The sequence below is a fragment of the Nitrospirota bacterium genome (assembly GCA_016194305.1).
GTDB lineage: Bacteria > Nitrospirota > Nitrospiria > JACQBW01 > JACQBW01 > JACQBW01.
This window is the reverse complement of record JACQBW010000033.1, coordinates 1-17,518: the sequence shown is the minus strand read 5'-3', so window position 1 is coordinate 17,518 and position 17,518 is coordinate 1. Positions and strand designations below refer to the sequence as shown.

The window sequence follows — 17,518 nt, the reverse complement described above, 5'->3', positions numbered from 1 at the left end:
GAGGAGAGATTCCGTATGAGAAAGATAGGATTCTTGGGATTGGGGATCATGGGGACCGGTATGTGCAAGAGGCTCCTCGGCGCCGGATATCATCTGACAGTCTATAACAGGACCCCCGGCAAAGCCAGGGAGTTGATATCTCTGGGCGCAATAGAGGCAAGAACGCCTTCCGAGACGGTATCACAATGCGATGTCAGTATAACAATGCTCGGGGATCCCGCTTCCGTCAAAGAGGTCATTCTGGAAAAGGGGGGTGTACTTGAGGGGATCCGTCGTGGCGCCTATCATGTCGATATGACGACAATCGATCCGAATACATCAAAAAGGCTCTGGCATGCTTTTTACCAGAAGGGAGCTCATTTTCTGGAGGCCCCTGTAACCGGAAGTAAATTGGCCGCCGCGAGAGGAGAACTGGTGCTCATGGTGGGCGGGGAAAAAGATGATCTCGAGACGCTTCTTCCGGTTTTAACACCGCTTTCCAAGAAGATTGTCCATATGGGTGAAGTTGGAAAGGGAGCTATGATGAAACTGGTCAATAACCTTTCAATGGCGGGAGCTATGGAAGCCTTCTTTGAAGGATTTACACTTGGTCGAAAAGCAGGCCTTTCGCCCGAAAGGATCCTTGAAGTATTAAATCAGAGCGCCTTGGCCTCTCCCCTTTTGAAGATGAAGGGGGAGGCCGCGCTCAATCGAGATTTTGAAACGCATTTCTCGCTTAAACATATGGCCAAGGATATCCGGCTTGCCGTTGTCGAAGCAAGAAGGCTTGAAGTTCCACTGCCAGTGACCTTGGTCGTCGATGGACTTTTTGATTTCGCAAGGTCCCAGGGTCTGGATGAATTCGATTTTGCGTCCCTGGTGCAAGTCGTTGAACAGATGGCCCAGCTGAAAACGTGAAAATAGGCAAGGGTTCTGCATCGGGTCGATTCAAAATTCAACTTTCGTCGCCTGAAAATACCCGCTTAAGCCGGCTGGCATGGGAGAGTCTTTCTGAAGAGGAATCAGATCTTTTCACGTTCGAGGTTCAAAATGAATCCGTGAACGAATTGGAGAAACCGGATCTTCTGGTGACCATTTCGGATCAGACGGACCAGCCCCCCCGCACGATTTCTTCCAACTTGCGACAGGTCCACTGGATCCTTCCGTCGGGTGAAAGGGAGCCCGAATTGACCGATGAAATCCGCCTTTTCTTAAAAGAAATGGTGCAGACCTTTCGAAGTCCCACGACAGGAAACGCACCTTTACAGGACCAAAGCTGGAGTCAGTATTACCAGGAAAAGAATACCGCATGGGATCTGGGCGAACCCTCTCCTCCATTTGTTCGTCTCTTTCAAAAGGGTGAAATGAACAAAGGTCGCCTGGCGATCCCCGGAGCAGGAAAAGGGCACGAAGTACTCTACTTTGCCAGGGAAGGATTTGACGTCACTGCGATTGACTTCACCGGCGAAGCCATTCAGATTCTCAAAGAAAGACTTTCCGAAGCGGCGCTCTCCGCTCATTTGGCACAGGCGGATTTCTTGGATCTTCCGTCCCGGTACGAGGAGTCCTTTGACGCAATTTTGGAACAGACCTGTTACTGCGCGATTGAACCGATTAGAAGAGCCGATTATGTCCGGAGCGCGCATCGGCTTCTACGGCCGGGAGGAGAATTGTTCGCGTTATTCTACGATATCGAAAATATCGACGGACCTCCATTTGGCACCACTGTTCAGGAGATCCGGAGTCGATTTTCATCCCATTTTCTTCTGAATGTTCTGGAGCCGTGCGCGACCTCACATCCCAGGCGGACAGACAAGGAATGGCTGGCCCGGTTCAGAAAAAAAAACCAATAAGAAAAAAGATTCCTGCTGTCGAAGAGGTTAGACACGTTAGAAGGACAGAGTCAGCCTTCTAATTTTTCATTATGAAATACCCGTATGAAATTCGCGGACTCCGTTTTTTTGGCTGAGAGGACTCCCGTGAAGATAATGGCTTCATCGGGACGGATCAATCCCTTTTTCTGAATCAGGTCAAATATGGATTTGGGATCCTGATCAATCCCTGCCAGGTCTTTTAAAAGGAGCGGAAAGATCCCCCGATAGATGACAAGCTGCCGGCATTCTCTTTTGTCATCGGTCAAAGCGACGATGGGAACATGAGGTCTCGCTGAAGAAAGGCGTTGGGCGATCTTGCCGGAATGGCTGACCGCAACAATTGCACCTGCATTAATTTGATTTGCAATATAACAGGCCCCGTTGGTCACTCCTTCCGAAATTTCCATGACCTGATCTTTTCGTCTTTCTTCCTGGGGATTCTTCTTACGATGATTTTCCAGTTCCAAAATGACACGATCCATAATGCCAATAGCCTGTAAAGGATATTTCCCGATAGCGGTCTCCTGGGACAACATGACCGCATCTGTTCCGTCTAACACTGCATTGGCTACATCTGCAACCTCCGCGCGTGTCGGCCAGGGCTGCTCGACCATCGATTCCAGCATTTGAGTGGCCGTTACGACAGGTTTTCCCATGCGATTGGCTAATTCTATGATCTTTTTCTGGGCCAGAGGGACCTGCTCCACTGGAATTTCTACCCCCAGGTCACCCCGCGCCACCATGACCCCATCGCTGCTGCGAAGAATCTCTTCCAGATGAAGCATGGCTTCGCGCCTCTCAATTTTGGCCATCAGTTTAGGATATTTTCCTCTGGCCTGACAATACGATCTTACCTCCTCGACATCTTCACCTTTTCGGACAAATGAAAGTGCTACCCAGTCCACATCCTGTGCCAGGCCGAAATCGAGTTGACTTAAATCGTGTTGTGAAATTGCTGGCATTGAAAGATTTGTTTCGGGAACATTGATACCCTGTTCGCTTCTGAGTTTTCCGCCCGCGATCACTTCGGTTTCAATTTCGCTGGAAGAGACTCGGATTACTTTCAACCGGATATGACCATCATCTATAAAGATCGGATCGCCCACTGCAACTTCCCCGGGAAGTCTGGCGTAATTGATCCGGACAGATCTTTCTGATCCTTCGTCGGCTTCGGTTCTCAGAATAAACCTGGATCCGGATTTGAGAAGAACTTCCCCCGCCTTGACGGTTCCAATCCGTATTTTAGGTCCAGGTAAATCCTGAAGGATCGCAACCGTCTTTTCCAGAGAAGCGGCTTCTTCTCGAATAATCTGTATCCATTTTTCAAACTGGCGTGGATCTCCATGAGAAAAATTCAACCGGGCAACGTCCATTCCGGCGGAAATCATACCTCTCAGCATCTTTTGACTGGATATCGCCGGACCAATTGTGCAGACAATTTTGGTATTCCTCATTCTTTTATGATATCACGCGGTTGATCGGGTAAGACTTTCTTTTACCAGACTTCGGGAAAGTTCACAAGGTAAACCTGATTGAAGGTGGACGATTCGTTCAAAGGTATTGAAAGTCTGAATACCTGATTGACTGAGCTTTCCAGAAAGCCGGGCGGCATGGTTCCCGCACTGAAGGAACGCGCTGGATGATGGTGTTTCTCAAATTGAGTGTTATTCTCCTAATTAAAGGCCTAAAATGAAGAAATGATCGAAAAACCTACAAACTTTAGTCCTTTGCCAGTTTATCCCGACCGCCTCAATGAACTCGCAAAAGAAAGGCCCTTTTGAAAAACAAAATTTCAGAAATAGTGTCCAGGATTGTCCTGTTGGAAGAAGAGCTTGAAAGGGAAATTGAAAGGGGAATCAAAGAACAACATCTCAGGTTCCAATACCGAATTGAAACAGGGAAGATCGCTTTCGAACAAGAGGCGAGGACCCTCCATAAAAAGTTTCGACAGGGTGTCATCGCTTTCTTGTGGGAGTCTTCTCTGGCCAGTCTTCTGATCGCCCCGGTTCTCTATTCCCTCTTTATTCCCCTGATTCTGCTGGACTTCTGGATTTGGGTTTACCAGACGATCTGTTTCCCCGTGTATCGTATTGCAAAAGTGGATCGTAAGCGGTACGTGGTGCTGGACCGGGGAAAACTGGGTTACCTCAACGGCATTGAGAGGCTTAACTGCAATTACTGTGGTTATGCCAATGGATTGGTCGCTTATGCGCGCGAGATTGCGTCCAGAACAGAACAATATTTCTGTCCCATCAAACATGCCCGTCCGGTAGCAGGAGCCCATTCACGGTATCGGGATTTTCTGGATTACGGAGATGGCAGTCGCTATAAAAAGGATTTGGAAGCGATTCGTGCAAAACTCCGGTCATCTGAACTTTAAAGTCAATGGGCAGCTGTCTTCCGTTTTTTTTTGCCACGGTTTATTTCAAAGATCCCTTTCCCCGAAGCCTGCAGGTGTATCCACGCTATCCCAAAATTCTTGCACGAATGAGAGAGATGGAATATGATCCCTCGTATTCCAGTACTTGTCGAATCGAACCATTCATTTCAAATTCTAATCAAGAGGTGTTTCCCTATGATGGATAAGGTCGCTTTGGATGGAGGAACGCGAATCCTTATTAATGCGGCAGCGCTCGTCATTATTGTCGCAGGTATCAATCAGGCACAGTCGGTTCTGGTCTCCATACTTGTCGCGGTTTTCCTTGCCGTGATCGCGACATCGCCGGTGCTCTGGCTCGAGCGGAAACGTATTCCCTCAGTCGTTGCAGTTTTACTGGTCATTTCATGCATGATTTTGATCCTTCTGATGATGGGTAGCGTGGTTGGGGTGTCCTTGAATAGCTTTTACAGCAAGCTTCCTGCTTACCAGGCTCATTTGCAGGAACAGGTATTGAAGATCCAGGCATTTTTGGATAAAGCAGGCATTCGAGGAATTGATAAAATGCTCCTTGGAACTGTCAATCCCGGAACCGTGATGAATTTTACCGCTCGCATGATTACGGATTTAGGTATGGCGTTTAAAAACATCGTTCTCATTTTGCTCACTGTGACATTCATCTTGCTTGAAGCGTCAAGTTTTCCTGTCAAGTTACGAACAGTTCTAGGCCATTCCCAACAGAGTTTTCCTGGATTCACAAAATACTTCGATGATATTAAACGGTATATGGTGATCAAGTCGCTTATTAGTCTGGTCACGGGAATTCTGATTGCGATCTGGTTGGCAATCCTCGGTGTCGATTTTCCTGTTCTCTGGGGATTCCTGGCCTTTTTGTTGACGTATGTCCCGAATATCGGCTCAACGATCGCTGCGGTTCCTGCAGTACTCCTGGCTCTTATCCAGCTCGGGGTAGGATACGCGGCCCTTGCAGCAGCTGGCTATATCGTGATTAATTTCATCCTGTTCAATGTGTTTGAAACCAGGTTTATGGGACAGAAACTGGGATTGTCTACTTTGGTTGTATTTCTCTCATTGGTATTATGGGGAAGTTTATTGGGCCCGATCGGAATGGTACTCTGCATCCCTTTTACCATCACGCTAAAGTATGCCTGCCAGGGTGGCAAAGACACACAATGGATCGCGACATTCCTCGGACGAGACCCCGTGACTGAAAAACATACCTCGAAAGAATAAATGAGATGAGCTCCAGCCTGGTCCCTGGAATTTCAGAAATAATTTCCAACACGAGACTTCTTCACTGTTTTCAGGATTTAGGTATTTCCTGAGCCGGTAGCCCTGACACTTTTTTAATGGTGGTCAACGCCGTAGCCACCATGGAGCCTACCTCGCCCAGGTTCGCAGGAAGAATCAATGTCGTGCTTTCTTTTGCAATGTTCCCGAATTGCCCGACCCACTGTTCCGCCACCCGGAGATTGATTGCTTCCATTCCTCCCTGACCTGAAATGGCCTGACCCACTTGTCTGATCGCCTCTGCCGTTGCCCTGGCAACCGAAAGAATGGCTTCGGCCCGTCCTTCGGCTTCATTGATCTGAAGCTGCTTAGTCGCTTCACTATTTTTGATGACTTGTTGTTTGTCCCCTTCGGCCCTGTTAATTTTTGCGTCCCGCTCTCCTTCGCTGGTTAATATCAGGCTCCGCTTTTCTCTTTCAGCTCTCATTTGTTTTTCCATCGCTCCGAGCACATCTTTTGGCGGATTGATGTTTTTGATTTCGTAGCGGAGGACCTTGACTCCCCAGGGCTCCGTGGCCTTATCCAGTTCCGTGACAACCAGCATATTAATGTTCTGTCTCTCTTCAAAAGTTTTGTCGAGCGTTATTTTACCAATTTCGCTTCTTAAAGTCGTCTGGGCTAACTGCGTTACAGCAAAAATGTAATTGCCTATTCCATAGGAAGCGAGTTTTGCGTCGATGATTCGCAGAAAGAGGACACCGTCCACTCCCACTTGGACATTGTCTTTGGTGATGCAGACCTGTTCGGGGATCTCCATCGAGATCTCTTTCATCACGTGTTTGTACCGGACACTATCGACAAACGGGATGATAAAATTTAATCCGGCCGTGAGAGTAGCGTGGTATTTCCCCAGCCGCTCAACGACCCAGGCCGATTGTTGAGGTACTGTGCAGACGCCGGCTGCGAAAACAATGAATGTAAGAATCACCAGTAAAATTAATCCAATCGTCATCTATCCTCCCGCTATTTTTCACTTATCTTCGAATGATTTGACCCATATTTTTAATCCTTTTTGCCGAACGATCCTCACCTTGGATCCTGCCGGTATCGACACTTTTTCTTCGGAAAGCGCTTCCCACGGACTTCCTTGAAATTCAACCTGCCCCTCACCGCCGACCGGAATTTCTCTCGTGACCTGGAGTACCTGCCCGGTAGAATCTTCGATTTGTTTCCCTGCCGAACCTTTATTAAAACGTGAAACGATCGCTTTTCGTAAGGTAATCAGCAGGAAGACCGACGAGACGACAAAAAATAAGATCTCGGCGTCCAGCCCGGGTAAAATCGAATACCAGGCCAGCAAGGCTGTCAGTAGCCCGCCCAATCCAAGAAAACAGATCCAGAAACCCCCAGACACCACTTCGAGAATCAGACCGATCATACCCACAATTAGCCAGAATTCCGGATGTGAAATTTTCAAATCTGCCTCCTTCTTTCCTTTTCTGATTCGTGAATCGTGAAAACGCCACCTGATATCCGGTGAGCTTGTGTTTGAGAAATCTTATTACTTTTAAATTCTTTCTTTCAACCTTTTTTCAATCACTTTCTCTAACAGAGAAAGCCTGCCATCCGTTCTCAATATTCTGCCGGATTGGAAAGATATTGAGAGTGGATTACCCATTTAATCAGGTGGATTAAATGCGAGGTATGCTTTCCGGCAGGAGTGATATTCCTGATCGACGATGTCCAGGAGTCTTGTCCGGGTGGCCGGTTCAGTCCATTCCGCGCATTGGGTGACAAAGACTCTGAACCGATCGAGTTTTATCTTGAAGAAGTCGTATTCTGTTTTCAGAGAAAGAGGTTCCTGGTGAAAGAAAGAGACAAACTTGTTTAGGTCGATCCCCTCTTTTTTCAATTCCGTGACCGTATTGCTGAAAATTTCTTCGATGATTCCGCTCCAGTTCAGAATTTGATCCTTCAAATAGTCACGCTGAAAGTTATGAAGCGCGTCCTGATTTTCGAGCCGAACCATTGAGGCAAGGGAGCTCTTATGATATTCGGTCCGCCCGATAATTAATTCAAAATAATCGAAATATTGTTTTTGGAGAGATTCTTCGTTATTCAATCGGGGACTTTCCTGAGATCTAACCATTTGGCTCCGAGGGATTGAAAGCGGGCATATTCAGTGAGAATCAGATCAATCTCTTTGGTATCCACCTCCAGCGCAATTCCCTTTAAATAAGCCAGTCTGGAATCGCCCAACAGGAGAGGGAGGAACTCAAATAAGAGCTCTGGCACAGGTGAACCATGATGATCCTGATAGCCCTGATGATATACTTTTAAGCCTCCCAGGTGAATTTGAACGACTCTTTCGAGTGGAAATTCGTCGAGAAAAGTTTCGATAAAGCTTTCAAACAAGATTCGATGTTTCAAACCAGAGCTAAGAAAGTAGGTGTAAAGGTGCCCGATATCCAGTAGAAATCCACACGGGGAATGCTCTGAGATAATCCTGAAAAAATGCGAAAGAGTCAGATCACCCACAGCAAATGAATAAAAGGGAGGAATTTCGATCAGGAGAAGCGGAGGAAGGACGTCCTGATCCTCCCAGTGGGAAAATAAATAGTCTTGAATAAATGCACTCTGCCGGCCAATTAATTCACCGCTCATCCGGGTCAACAGCGGAGGAAGATAGGTTCCGAAGAAATTTCCGAAAATTTCTTTGGTCGCGCATTCATGTGTCACCCAGTGAGATTTGAGGATTGAGGTGTCCTGGATAATCTTACGACACTCCTTCTCCCAGGGAGTTTGAAAAAACTCAGGTTGCGTAAACCAAAGGGAGTCGGCGTGATATTCGAGAGGATGAATCTTCTGGATAACCTTTCGGACCGGTGCCAATAGGGAGACCGGACCTCTGAAAACTTCCAGGTAATCGAATGCAAGGCCGGCGTGGTTAAGTCGGGAGATCAATTCAAAAAGATCGGGTACGTGCAGATCGACCGAAAGTCCGATTCCATGAAAGGGTATCGATTGAATCAATTGAATATACTTTTCAGATTGAGTTTTCATTTAAGAAGCCGGAGAATGATTACTGTTGAAGAAACCAGCCCGCATAAAAGGTCACAATTCCAGTGACAGCACCGGACATCAGAAACCCCATTTTATAGCTGGAGTCAAAAAAAAGGATGATCACGACCAGGGTTATCGCGAGACCAATGAGTTGGAGAGCGCGTGCCAGGCTATATAACATCTTCAACTACCTTAAATTTGATCGGAGTCTGTGGAGATATCTCCTTTACCCTTTGTAAGACACGTTCCCTTTGCTGATTTTTTAGCAAATCCAATATATCAGACTCAACCAGATTATTCAAAATGGCAGACCGATTTTCCTCCGGTACCGCTATTTTATGCAGCTGACGTCTGACCTGGCTGAGCAGGTCGATAAAAACGTCATACTCCGACCCAAACTCATTTTCCAGTTTGATCCGGATTTGCCGGGTCAGCGCAGGACTCTGGCCGCTCGTTGAAATTGCGATTTGAAGATCTTTTTTTGAAATGACGGAAGGAACGATAAATGTGGAATGGTCCGGAGAATTGACATGATTCACAAAAAGAGAAAGTGTCTTTGCCTCCTCTGCGACACTCTGATTGATGTCGAATGAGTTGGTTGCCGCGATGACCAGCGCAGCTCCTTTGAGGTCGCCAGTCTGATAATTCCGTTGGAATTGATGAATCTGGCGGTACTTAACCATTTCAGACAGGGTGGGCGTCAATTCAGGGCTAATGACAACCACATTTGCGCCCGCTTCGATCAGAGATACGACCTTCCTTTCTGCGACGGTGCCTCCCCCGACAACGACCACGATCCTATTTTCAAGATTCACAAAAATGGGATAATAACGCATCAGGAGAGGGGAGAAGAGTCGGCGAGAATGCGATTAATCTGTTCCCGATATCGGGTCTTGGGATTTTTTTGGATCAATTCCCCGAATAAGGACTTGTATTTCTCGCTATTGCCCGACTTCTGGTAAGACGCTCCAAGGTAAAAGAGTGCGTCTTCCGCTTTGCCTGAATCCGGGTACTCTTTCAATAATGACTCCAAGCGGGCGATGGCGGCGGGATAGGAGCCCTTTTTATAGTAGAAATAGCCAATATAATACTCCCTCTCAGAAAGTCGGGATTTCAGTTCTGCAATGTAGGGTTCTGTCTTTTGGGCGTAAAGACTTTGCGGAGACTCTTTAACGAGGTTTTGAAATGCCGTGAGTGCCTTGAGCATCGGTTCGACGTCCCGGTCGATCGTCCTGATTTGATGATAATAGCATAATCCAATACGGAACCGCGCCAAATTAGCAAGTCTGTCGATCGGATGCAGGTCGAGATATCGCTGGTATTCGACCAGTGCCGTCTCATATTCTTCCTTTGCATAGTGATTTTCCGCCTGACGGATCAGCGTGTTTGCGTCAAAAGTTCTTTCAAGATCTTCTTTAGGCGGTTCCGAAGGCGATTCATCGATTCCCAGGAGGTTTCTCAGTTCCGGCCCCAATTCGTCCTTTTGAGTTGAAGCGCATGCGATCACCAAGAATAGTGCTGACGTCATGATGACGAAGCGGAGAAAGCGATTTGCGACCCGGAAAGAGAAGATTTTAGGATAATCTTGTTTCATCTAAAAAAAATAACAAATCCACTGCAAAACTTCAATTTAATTTTTCCCCATGCAGGATTCATCCTTTGCATGGACTTTCACTTCAATTTGGGAGACCCGTATTTCTAGAGAAAAATTATGTTATAATGCGCGAATGAAGAGTGGTATCGAGATCCGGGGAACCGGCTCTTCCCTTCCTGAAAGGGTAATTTCAAACCAATATCTGGCGTGTCATTTCGGTATCCGGGAAAGGGATATCGTCAGAAAGACCGGTATCCATGAACGGCGATGGGCCCAGGAGAAAGAGGCCTCCTCGGATCTTGCGACGCGCGCTTCCAGAATCGCCCTGAATAACGCTGGGTTGGACGCAAAGGAACTTGATCTGATTGTCCTTTCATCGACCTCTCCCGATATGATGTTTCCTTCTACAGCCTGCATCCTCCAGGCGAATTTGAAGGCAAAGATGATTCCGGCCTTTGACATTCAAGCCTCCTGTTCCGGCTTTCTCTTTGGATTGTCGATCGCCGAAAATTTTTTGAAACAGACCCGGTCCAAAAATGCACTCGTTGTTGCCAGCGAAGTGAAGTCCCGCATGTTGAATCTCCGCGATTCCGGCACTTCAATTTTGTTTGGAGACGGTGCGGGAGCCGTGGTATTGTCCAAATCAAAAAGAAAAGAAGGAATACTTTCGATTAATCTTCATTCCGACGGAACAAAACATGACTATATCCAGCTTCGTGCCGGAGGATCGAGAACACCGCCTTCGGTCGAAACGCTTCGAAAGGGCCTTCATTATCTTGAAATGAAGGGGACCCTGGTTTATCGAAGCGCGGTTCTCTGTTTTGGAAAGGCGATTCATGAGGCGCTTGCATCCCAGGCAATTGAAATGGAACAGATCGCCTGTTTTATCTTTCATCAGGCCAATCTTCGGTTACTTGAAAAAATAATCGAAAAATATCGTATTCCGGGAGAAAAAGTGGAAATGACGATTCAAAAATACGGGAATACGTCATCGGCTTCCCTGCCGATTACGTTGGATCAGGCGGTTTCAAAGAAAAAATTAAAAAACGGAGATCTCCTCCTATTCGCTTCGTTTGGGGGAGGAGTGACCTGGGCTTCCGCGTTGTATCGATGGTGAGAAAGATAAGAAGGAAAAATAAAGAGACCAGCCGAGAAGTTGATGGGAAATTGCAGACCCATTCCGATGGATACGGTTTCGTCCTTTCCGAAAATGCCGGTCAGTCCGATATTTTTATCTCCCGTCACAAGATGCTTGATGCCATGCATGGCGACCGTGTATCGGTCCGAATTGAAGGAAAAAACAGGAGAGGAAAGCCTGAAGGCAAAATAATCCGGGTTTTGGCGAGAGCCCATGCCCATGTCGTGGGAAAATATACGGAGAAATCCGGAAAGGGATGGGTTGTTCCAAACGACCGGAAGATGGTCCATGACCTTTTCATTCCCCACTTGGACAACCTGAAACCCCGTACAGGAGAGATGGTCGTCGCAGAAGTCACGTCCTATCCGACATTTGAAAAAGGTCCGGAAGGGAAGATTATAAAAATTCTGGGCGAGGCATATGTACCACTGCTGGATACTTCGATGGTCATGGAGGAGTTTCATCTTCCGTCTCATTTTTCGCAGGAAGTTCTATCTGATACGGGTCACATTCCCACAGAGACCACGCCCGACATGATGGATGGGAGACGCGATCTTCGTCAGGAGGTCATTTTGACGATAGATGGCGAACATGCAAAAGATTTTGATGATGCCGTTTCCATAAATCGCCTTGCCGATGGCGGTTATAAGCTTGGCGTCCATATCGCCGATGTGAGCACTTATGTTTCGGTTGGTAGTCCGCTTGACAAAGAGGCCTATGAACGGGGAACGTCGGTCTATTTCCCCGACAAAGTGGTGCCCATGTTCCCGGAGACGCTTTCAAACGGGATCTGCAGTCTGAATCCTCAAGTCGACCGATTAACCTTCTCGGTTGAAATGACATTCGATCGAGAGGGACATCGAACAAGCTATCAGATTTTTGAAAGTGTCATTCATAGTCAGGCTCGCATGACCTATACCGAGGTTTGGGAAATCATTAACAGTTCGGGCCGCTCATCATTGAGGAAAAAAGAAATACTTGATACGCTGTTCTTGTTGAAAGAGCTTGCACTGCTATTAAAAAACAGAAGATCAGAGAGAGGAAGTATTGATTTTGATCTTCCGGAACCTCAGATCCTGATCGATATTTCGGGGGAAATTAGTTCAATTCTGAAAGAGGAACGGAATCTGGCCCATCGGATCATTGAAGAATGCATGCTTGCCGCAAACGAAACAGTTGCCAAACATATGGCCGATCTCGGCCTTCCATTTATTTACAGAATCCATGAAAAGCCTTCGGCTGAAAAAATCAATGATTTCCAGTTCTTCATACTGAACCTGGGATTTTCGTTAAAGGGATTTCCCAAAAAAGTGACTCCTGAATCCTTTCAAGAAATTTTAGATCAGGCGAAAGGAAAAGTGGAAGAGAGACTGATCAATCATCTGATGCTCCGATCGATGAAACAGGCCGTCTATTCGACTGAGAATCCGGGACATTTCGGTCTTGCGGCAGAATTCTATACGCACTTTACGTCTCCCATCCGTCGTTATCCCGACTTGATGGTCCATCGTTTGATCAAGGAGGCCCAAAAAAGGGAATTTACGCCCAGGCGGATCTCATATTACAAGAAACGATTGCCTGAGGTTGCAGCGCACTGCTCGGCATGCGAGCGGGTTTCCGTGAATGCGGAGCGTGAAGTGGTTTCATTAAAGAAAGTCAGGTTTATGGACAATAAAATTGACCAGGAATTTGAAGGACACATTACCGGTGTCACATCCTTCGGACTCTTTGTCGAATTGAATCATATTTTTGTGGAAGGACTTGTTCACATCTCGTCTCTCACGGACCACTATATTTACGACGCCAAGAAACACTCCTTAATCGGCGCACGATTTCGGAATGTCTATCGTCTGGGAGATATTATCAGAATAAAAGTCGAAGGGGTCAGTTTGGAAAAAAGAGAGATTCGCTTCCTCCTGCTGGATGAAATTCCTGAAAAAGGAAAATCTGATAAAGTGAGGCCTGAAAACCGAAAAAGGACCAAAGAATCAAAAAGATAGGTCTGATCGCATCTTATTTCTATATGTAGTGTTTTGGTGCCAGTCGCCCCCTTCCTGTTGTGTTTTTTTCTTGTTTTTTAAATCTAATCATGTTAAAAAATGTCAAGCCAAATTAACCTCTTGGGAGAGAAATGAGATGCTTTTAAAAAAATTGGAACTCCTTGGTTTTAAATCTTTTTGTGACAAGACTACCATTCAGTTTCAGCCAGGGGTGACGGCCGTAGTCGGTCCCAATGGATGTGGCAAGAGTAATATTGCGGATGCGATTTTGTGGGTTCTGGGAGAACAGAGCGCCAAGACCCTCAGAGGTGAAAAAATGGAAGATGTCATTTTTAATGGCACCGAAAACAAAAAAAGCCTCGGTCTTTCAGAAGTGAACTTAACACTGGGAGATATTTCAACAGGACAGTTATCGGGCGATTTCAGCGAATACCAGGAGATTACGATTACCCGTCGATTGTACCGATCGGGGGAGAGTGACTATTTGATCAACAAGATTCCCTGTCGATTGAAAGATATCCGGGATCTTCTGATCGATACGGGTGCGGGGGCTAAAGGACATACCATTATAGAACAGGGGAAAGTGGATGAAATCCTGAATTCATCTCCCGGGAGAAGAAGAGAAATTATTGAAGAGACTGCAGGGATCGCGAAATACAAAATCCGGAGAAATGAAGCGCTCCGCAAGCTCGATTCAACCCAGCAGAATTTGTTACGAGTGCGGGATATCATGGCAGAAGTTAAGAAACAGATGAACTCCCTGGACCGCCAGGCCCGAAAAGCGGAAAGATACCAGGTTGTTTACAAAGAGATGCGACACCTGGAACTTGCCTTATCTGTTTTCGAAGGGAAAACTCTGGAATCCTCTGCCACGACTCTTAAAAAGGAGCTGACGGAATACGAAAATCGACTCATATCCATTCAGACCCGGCTCACCCAGACGGATCTGAAAATCGAACAGCTTCGGCTTCAAATTGCCGGGAAAGAAGGCGAGCTGAACCGATTGAATCAAACCGTCAATGAAAAAGAGGGAGAGCTCCAGAAAAAAGAGGGGCGACTTGCCCTTCTTGATTCGCAGACGACCGAGTGGAGAGAGCAAGCCTGTCAGGCGGTGATTGAAAAGGGGAGAGATCAATCCCATTTTGAAGAGCTTGAACTGAAAAAGCTCGTATTGTTAAAGGAAGAAGCTGCCTTGCACGGCCTATTGAATGAAAGGGCTCAACTTCTCAAGGAACAGGAGGAACGGGATTACGCTCTTGTTGAAAAGGTCAATCGCCACCGGATCGAATACGAAACGACTCATTCAAACCTTAACCAATTAATTACGGATCTGGGAGCCATTTCGGCTCGCATGGCGACACAAAGTTCTCGAAGAGAAGAGGTCCATAAAAGGCTTGAGAAAGCGAAGGAAGAGTGCGAAGAAGTCCATCAGCTTTACTTGCAGTCTAAACAGCTGGAGGAAGAGGAATTCAAAAGATCGGCGCAGGTTACCGAATCGTGTGATGAAAAAAATCTGGCACTGTCCAAACTCGATGAAGAGATCCGTCAGCTTCAGTCCGAAATACAGCTGGCCCAGCAAGTCCTCTCCGAGAGGAAAGAGGCCCTTCATTCTACCCGGGCCCGTTTCGAATCCCTGGTGGATCTTCAGAAGAAAAGGGCGGGCTATCTTCAGGGAATCAGGGCCTTATTGAAGGCAGAAGAAGGGGGCGAGCTTGCGTCACCCCTTCTGGGCACGCTTGCAGATTGTATCGAGGTCAAACCTGAATTTGAAAAGGCCATCGAATCGGTATTAAACGAACGGCTGCAGGGGATTCTGATCGATTCACCCGAGGAGGCAATCCGGTTAATTCAGTTTTTGAAAGATAGAACGCTGGGAAAGGGACTTTTTTTAATAAGAGATCATGCCAAGCAGTCGGTCCCGGAATGGGATGAAATAAATGACCAGATTTTAGGAAGCGCCATGAGTATGGTCACTGTTCGCCCTGGTTTTGAGAAAGTGGTCGAAGGATTGTTAAGACAGGTTGTCATCGTGACTGACATGGAAGTCGCGAGCAGGCTTTGGGGAGAAAAGAGGGGCCTTTTTACGTTTGTGACGCTGGAAGGGGAGGTATTTGGCGCATCAGGTACGATACGAGGCGGTTCGAAGGATAACGGGGGAGAAGGACTTCTTCAACGCCAGAGAGAAATGAGAGAGCGCCAGATTGAAGTCAATGACCTCAAAGCGGAGATTCTCCTGCTGGAGGAGAAATGCGGGCGGTTTCAGGCTGTGTCAGCCAAATCTTCAGAAGAAAGAAAGGAGCTGGATAGCTCTCTCCATCAACTGGATATTGAGAAAGCGACCCAGCTCAAACAGATCGAAAAACATAAACATGATTGTGAGAGGTTATCCCAGCGTGAGTTACAATACCGGCAGGAACTTGAGCAGGGGGAAGAAATTCTTACTCAGATTGATCGGGAATACCAGCTGTTGCTTGAAGAAAGGGTGGTCAAGGAACAGTCGAGGTCTCGTTTGGACGAGAGTATTACCGGATTGAAGGAGGCGCTTCAGTTAAGCATGGAAGAAAAGGAACAGGCAGGAAGCCGGTTAACTGAAATCAAAATAGAAATAAATACCTTGAAAAACCAGGCCATTCATCTCGGCTTCAATCTGAAAGGATTGGAGACCAGCCAGACTGATACCCGTGCCAAAATTGCCATGAAAGAAGAGATCTGCGTTAATCTGGCGAATAAGGAGAAGACAGCGCATCAGGAGAAGGAGCTGATCCTTTTGGCGATTTCTGAAGAACTTGTTTCTCTTGATGCCCTCAAGAGCGGCAAAAGCCGTCTCGTGGAAGAACATGGAGAATTGGCCGGAATGTTAAGAAGCGAGGAAGAAGGTTTTCGACTAAACCGAAAAGAGATCGATGAAGTGTCGAAAAGGAAGAATGAACTCGATTTGAAATGGACGGAAATCCGCCTGAAAAAAGAACACCTGGATGAGTTCATTCAACTCCATTATCAGAAAAGTCTTGCCGAAGCGCTGGAGGGTGAATATGAGGAACTGGATTGGGAGCTTTCCAGGACCAATTTGTCTGAATTGAAACAGAAGATCGACCAGATCGGGCCGGTGAATATCACTGCGATTGATGAGTTCAAGGAACTCGAGGAACGATTCAAATTTCTCTCATCCCAGGAGGCGGACCTGACCCAATCCGTGGATTCTCTTCAGGAGGCGATTCAAAAGATCAATAAGACGACCCGAACTCTTTTTAACGAAACTTTTGTAACGCTCAACCAGAAATTCATGGAGGTCTTTGTTTCCTTTTTTGAAGGTGGAAAAGCAGAGATGATTCTGCTTGACGATGGGAATCCGTTTGAATCCGGAGTCGATATCATCGTTCAGCCGCCGGGGAAAAAAGTGAGAAATGTATCCATGTTATCCGGAGGGGAGAAGGCGCTGACTGCTATTGCACTTCTTTTCGCCTCATTTCTCATCCACCCAAGCCCATTCTGCATTCTTGATGAGATTGATGCTCCTCTCGACGAAGAGAATATTCGCCGTTTCACGACTGTTTTACGAAAAATGACAGGCCATTCACAATTCATTGTGATTACCCATAATAAAAGGACGATGGAAATTGCAGATATCCTGTACGGAGTAACTCAGGAAGATCCTGGCATATCGAAGCTGATATCGGTCAGGATGAATCAGGCGGAACAAAGTGGCGAACTGCAGCCGGTCATTTCCTGAAACGCGAGAAGTCTTGACAGAATTTCAAAAACTCTGGTACCCTGAGATGCGTCGTCGGATCCTAATAGAAACGTTGCCGGTTGAATCATTTTTGGAAGAAGGAATCTTTTTCAGTGGTTCTTCCTTGAATGTTGAAACGGCAAAATGATATGGGGGTGTCTCGTATGAAAGTGTCAATCGGGCGCGTTGGAGATCGTGGAATGGACGCGATCCTGGATCGTGAGCAGTTATTTGAAAAGAACTACGAAGAAAGGACAAGAAGAGAATATATCAAGGATCACTTCTATCATGGAACCAAGCGTCTGAAGGGTGTCATCCTGAAATCATCAAAAAATAAATAAAGAGATTTGAACGAGGTCAGGTTGGTAGAGCCTTGGAGGAAAATTCCTTCAAGGCTTATTTATTGTTTGGACTACCTCTAGAGACGGTAAGCAAACGATGTCGAAAAAAGATCTCCATCTTTCAGATCTGGAACAAAAGTACCGCATCCTTGTTGAAAACTCACCCGACGG

General features: G+C 46.6%; 16 protein-coding genes. 8 read left to right on the top strand and 8 right to left on the bottom strand.

Features of this window, described 5'->3' with window-relative positions; genetic code table 11:
* Nucleotides 1-15: 15 nt before the first annotated feature.
* Both HY200_09680 and HY200_09675 read left to right on the top strand, forming a co-directional pair.
* On the top strand, nucleotides 16-897 hold the full coding sequence (locus tag HY200_09680; protein MBI3595214.1) for an NAD(P)-dependent oxidoreductase: 882 nt from the start codon (nucleotides 16-18) through the stop codon (nucleotides 895-897).
* Nucleotides 894-1,832 (top strand): methyltransferase domain-containing protein, encoded by a 939-nt coding sequence (locus HY200_09675; GenBank protein ID MBI3595213.1) that lies wholly within the window; start codon nucleotides 894-896, stop codon nucleotides 1,830-1,832. The genes HY200_09680 and HY200_09675 overlap by 4 nt, the downstream gene beginning before the upstream one ends.
* 50 nt (nucleotides 1,833-1,882) lie before the next feature.
* On the opposite strand, the gene pyk is transcribed toward HY200_09675, so the two are convergent.
* Nucleotides 1,883-3,307, bottom strand: coding sequence for a pyruvate kinase (gene pyk / locus HY200_09670; protein ID MBI3595212.1), 1,425 nt, complete (start codon nucleotides 3,305-3,307; stop codon nucleotides 1,883-1,885).
* Between the two features lie 323 nt (nucleotides 3,308-3,630).
* Between pyk and HY200_09665 the strand changes: the two genes are divergently transcribed.
* Both HY200_09665 and HY200_09660 read left to right on the top strand, forming a co-directional pair.
* Nucleotides 3,631-4,233, top strand: a complete 603-nt coding sequence (locus tag HY200_09665) for a hypothetical protein (protein ID MBI3595211.1) — start codon at nucleotides 3,631-3,633, stop codon at nucleotides 4,231-4,233.
* A gap of 195 nt (nucleotides 4,234-4,428) precedes the next feature.
* Nucleotides 4,429-5,484 carry an AI-2E family transporter gene (locus tag HY200_09660; GenBank protein ID MBI3595210.1) on the top strand — a complete coding sequence of 352 codons (1,056 nt, stop codon included), beginning with the start codon at nucleotides 4,429-4,431 and terminating at the stop codon, nucleotides 5,482-5,484.
* A gap of 70 nt (nucleotides 5,485-5,554) precedes the next feature.
* Here HY200_09660 and HY200_09655 read toward each other — a convergent pair whose 3' ends face one another.
* The 7 genes from HY200_09655 to bamD all read right to left on the bottom strand — a co-directional run bounded on the left by HY200_09655 (nucleotide 5,555) and on the right by bamD (nucleotide 10,138).
* Complete coding sequence (locus HY200_09655) at nucleotides 5,555-6,493, bottom strand: paraslipin (GenBank protein MBI3595209.1); 939 nt, start codon at nucleotides 6,491-6,493, stop codon at nucleotides 5,555-5,557.
* A gap of 18 nt (nucleotides 6,494-6,511) precedes the next feature.
* Nucleotides 6,512-6,958 carry an NfeD family protein gene (locus HY200_09650; GenBank protein MBI3595208.1) on the bottom strand — a complete coding sequence of 149 codons (447 nt, stop codon included), beginning with the start codon at nucleotides 6,956-6,958 and terminating at the stop codon, nucleotides 6,512-6,514.
* A 201-nt stretch (nucleotides 6,959-7,159) separates the two neighbouring features.
* Nucleotides 7,160-7,603, bottom strand: a complete 444-nt coding sequence (locus HY200_09645) for a hypothetical protein (GenBank protein MBI3595207.1) — start codon at nucleotides 7,601-7,603, stop codon at nucleotides 7,160-7,162.
* A complete protein-coding gene (locus HY200_09640; GenBank protein ID MBI3595206.1) occupies nucleotides 7,600-8,544 on the bottom strand; it encodes a DUF692 family protein in 945 nt (314 codons plus the stop codon). Before HY200_09640 ends, HY200_09645 begins: the two co-directional genes overlap by 4 nt.
* A gap of 19 nt (nucleotides 8,545-8,563) precedes the next feature.
* Nucleotides 8,564-8,725: a hypothetical protein gene (locus HY200_09635; GenBank protein MBI3595205.1), complete on the bottom strand. Its 162-nt coding sequence runs from the start codon at nucleotides 8,723-8,725 to the stop codon at nucleotides 8,564-8,566.
* Nucleotides 8,715-9,359, bottom strand: a complete 645-nt coding sequence (locus HY200_09630; GenBank protein ID MBI3595204.1) for a bifunctional precorrin-2 dehydrogenase/sirohydrochlorin ferrochelatase — start codon at nucleotides 9,357-9,359, stop codon at nucleotides 8,715-8,717. The genes HY200_09635 and HY200_09630 overlap by 11 nt, the downstream gene beginning before the upstream one ends.
* A 20-nt stretch (nucleotides 9,360-9,379) precedes the next feature.
* Nucleotides 9,380-10,138, bottom strand: a complete 759-nt coding sequence (gene bamD, locus HY200_09625; GenBank protein ID MBI3595203.1) for an outer membrane protein assembly factor BamD — start codon at nucleotides 10,136-10,138, stop codon at nucleotides 9,380-9,382.
* 133 nt (nucleotides 10,139-10,271) lie between these two features.
* Here bamD and HY200_09620 point away from each other — a divergent pair, with 133 nt between their 5' ends.
* From HY200_09620 to HY200_09605, 4 genes are all read left to right on the top strand, one after another.
* Nucleotides 10,272-11,255, top strand: a complete 984-nt coding sequence (locus tag HY200_09620) for a ketoacyl-ACP synthase III (GenBank protein ID MBI3595202.1) — start codon at nucleotides 10,272-10,274, stop codon at nucleotides 11,253-11,255.
* Nucleotides 11,249-13,276 (top strand): ribonuclease R, encoded by a 2,028-nt coding sequence (gene rnr, locus HY200_09615; GenBank protein ID MBI3595201.1) that lies wholly within the window; start codon nucleotides 11,249-11,251, stop codon nucleotides 13,274-13,276. Before HY200_09620 ends, rnr begins: the two co-directional genes overlap by 7 nt.
* Before the next feature lie 136 nt (nucleotides 13,277-13,412).
* Nucleotides 13,413-17,006: a chromosome segregation protein SMC gene (gene smc, locus HY200_09610; protein MBI3595200.1), complete on the top strand. Its 3,594-nt coding sequence runs from the start codon at nucleotides 13,413-13,415 to the stop codon at nucleotides 17,004-17,006.
* A gap of 164 nt (nucleotides 17,007-17,170) precedes the next feature.
* Nucleotides 17,171-17,347, top strand: a complete 177-nt coding sequence (locus HY200_09605; GenBank protein MBI3595199.1) for a hypothetical protein — start codon at nucleotides 17,171-17,173, stop codon at nucleotides 17,345-17,347.
* Nucleotides 17,348-17,518: the final 171 nt, after the last annotated feature.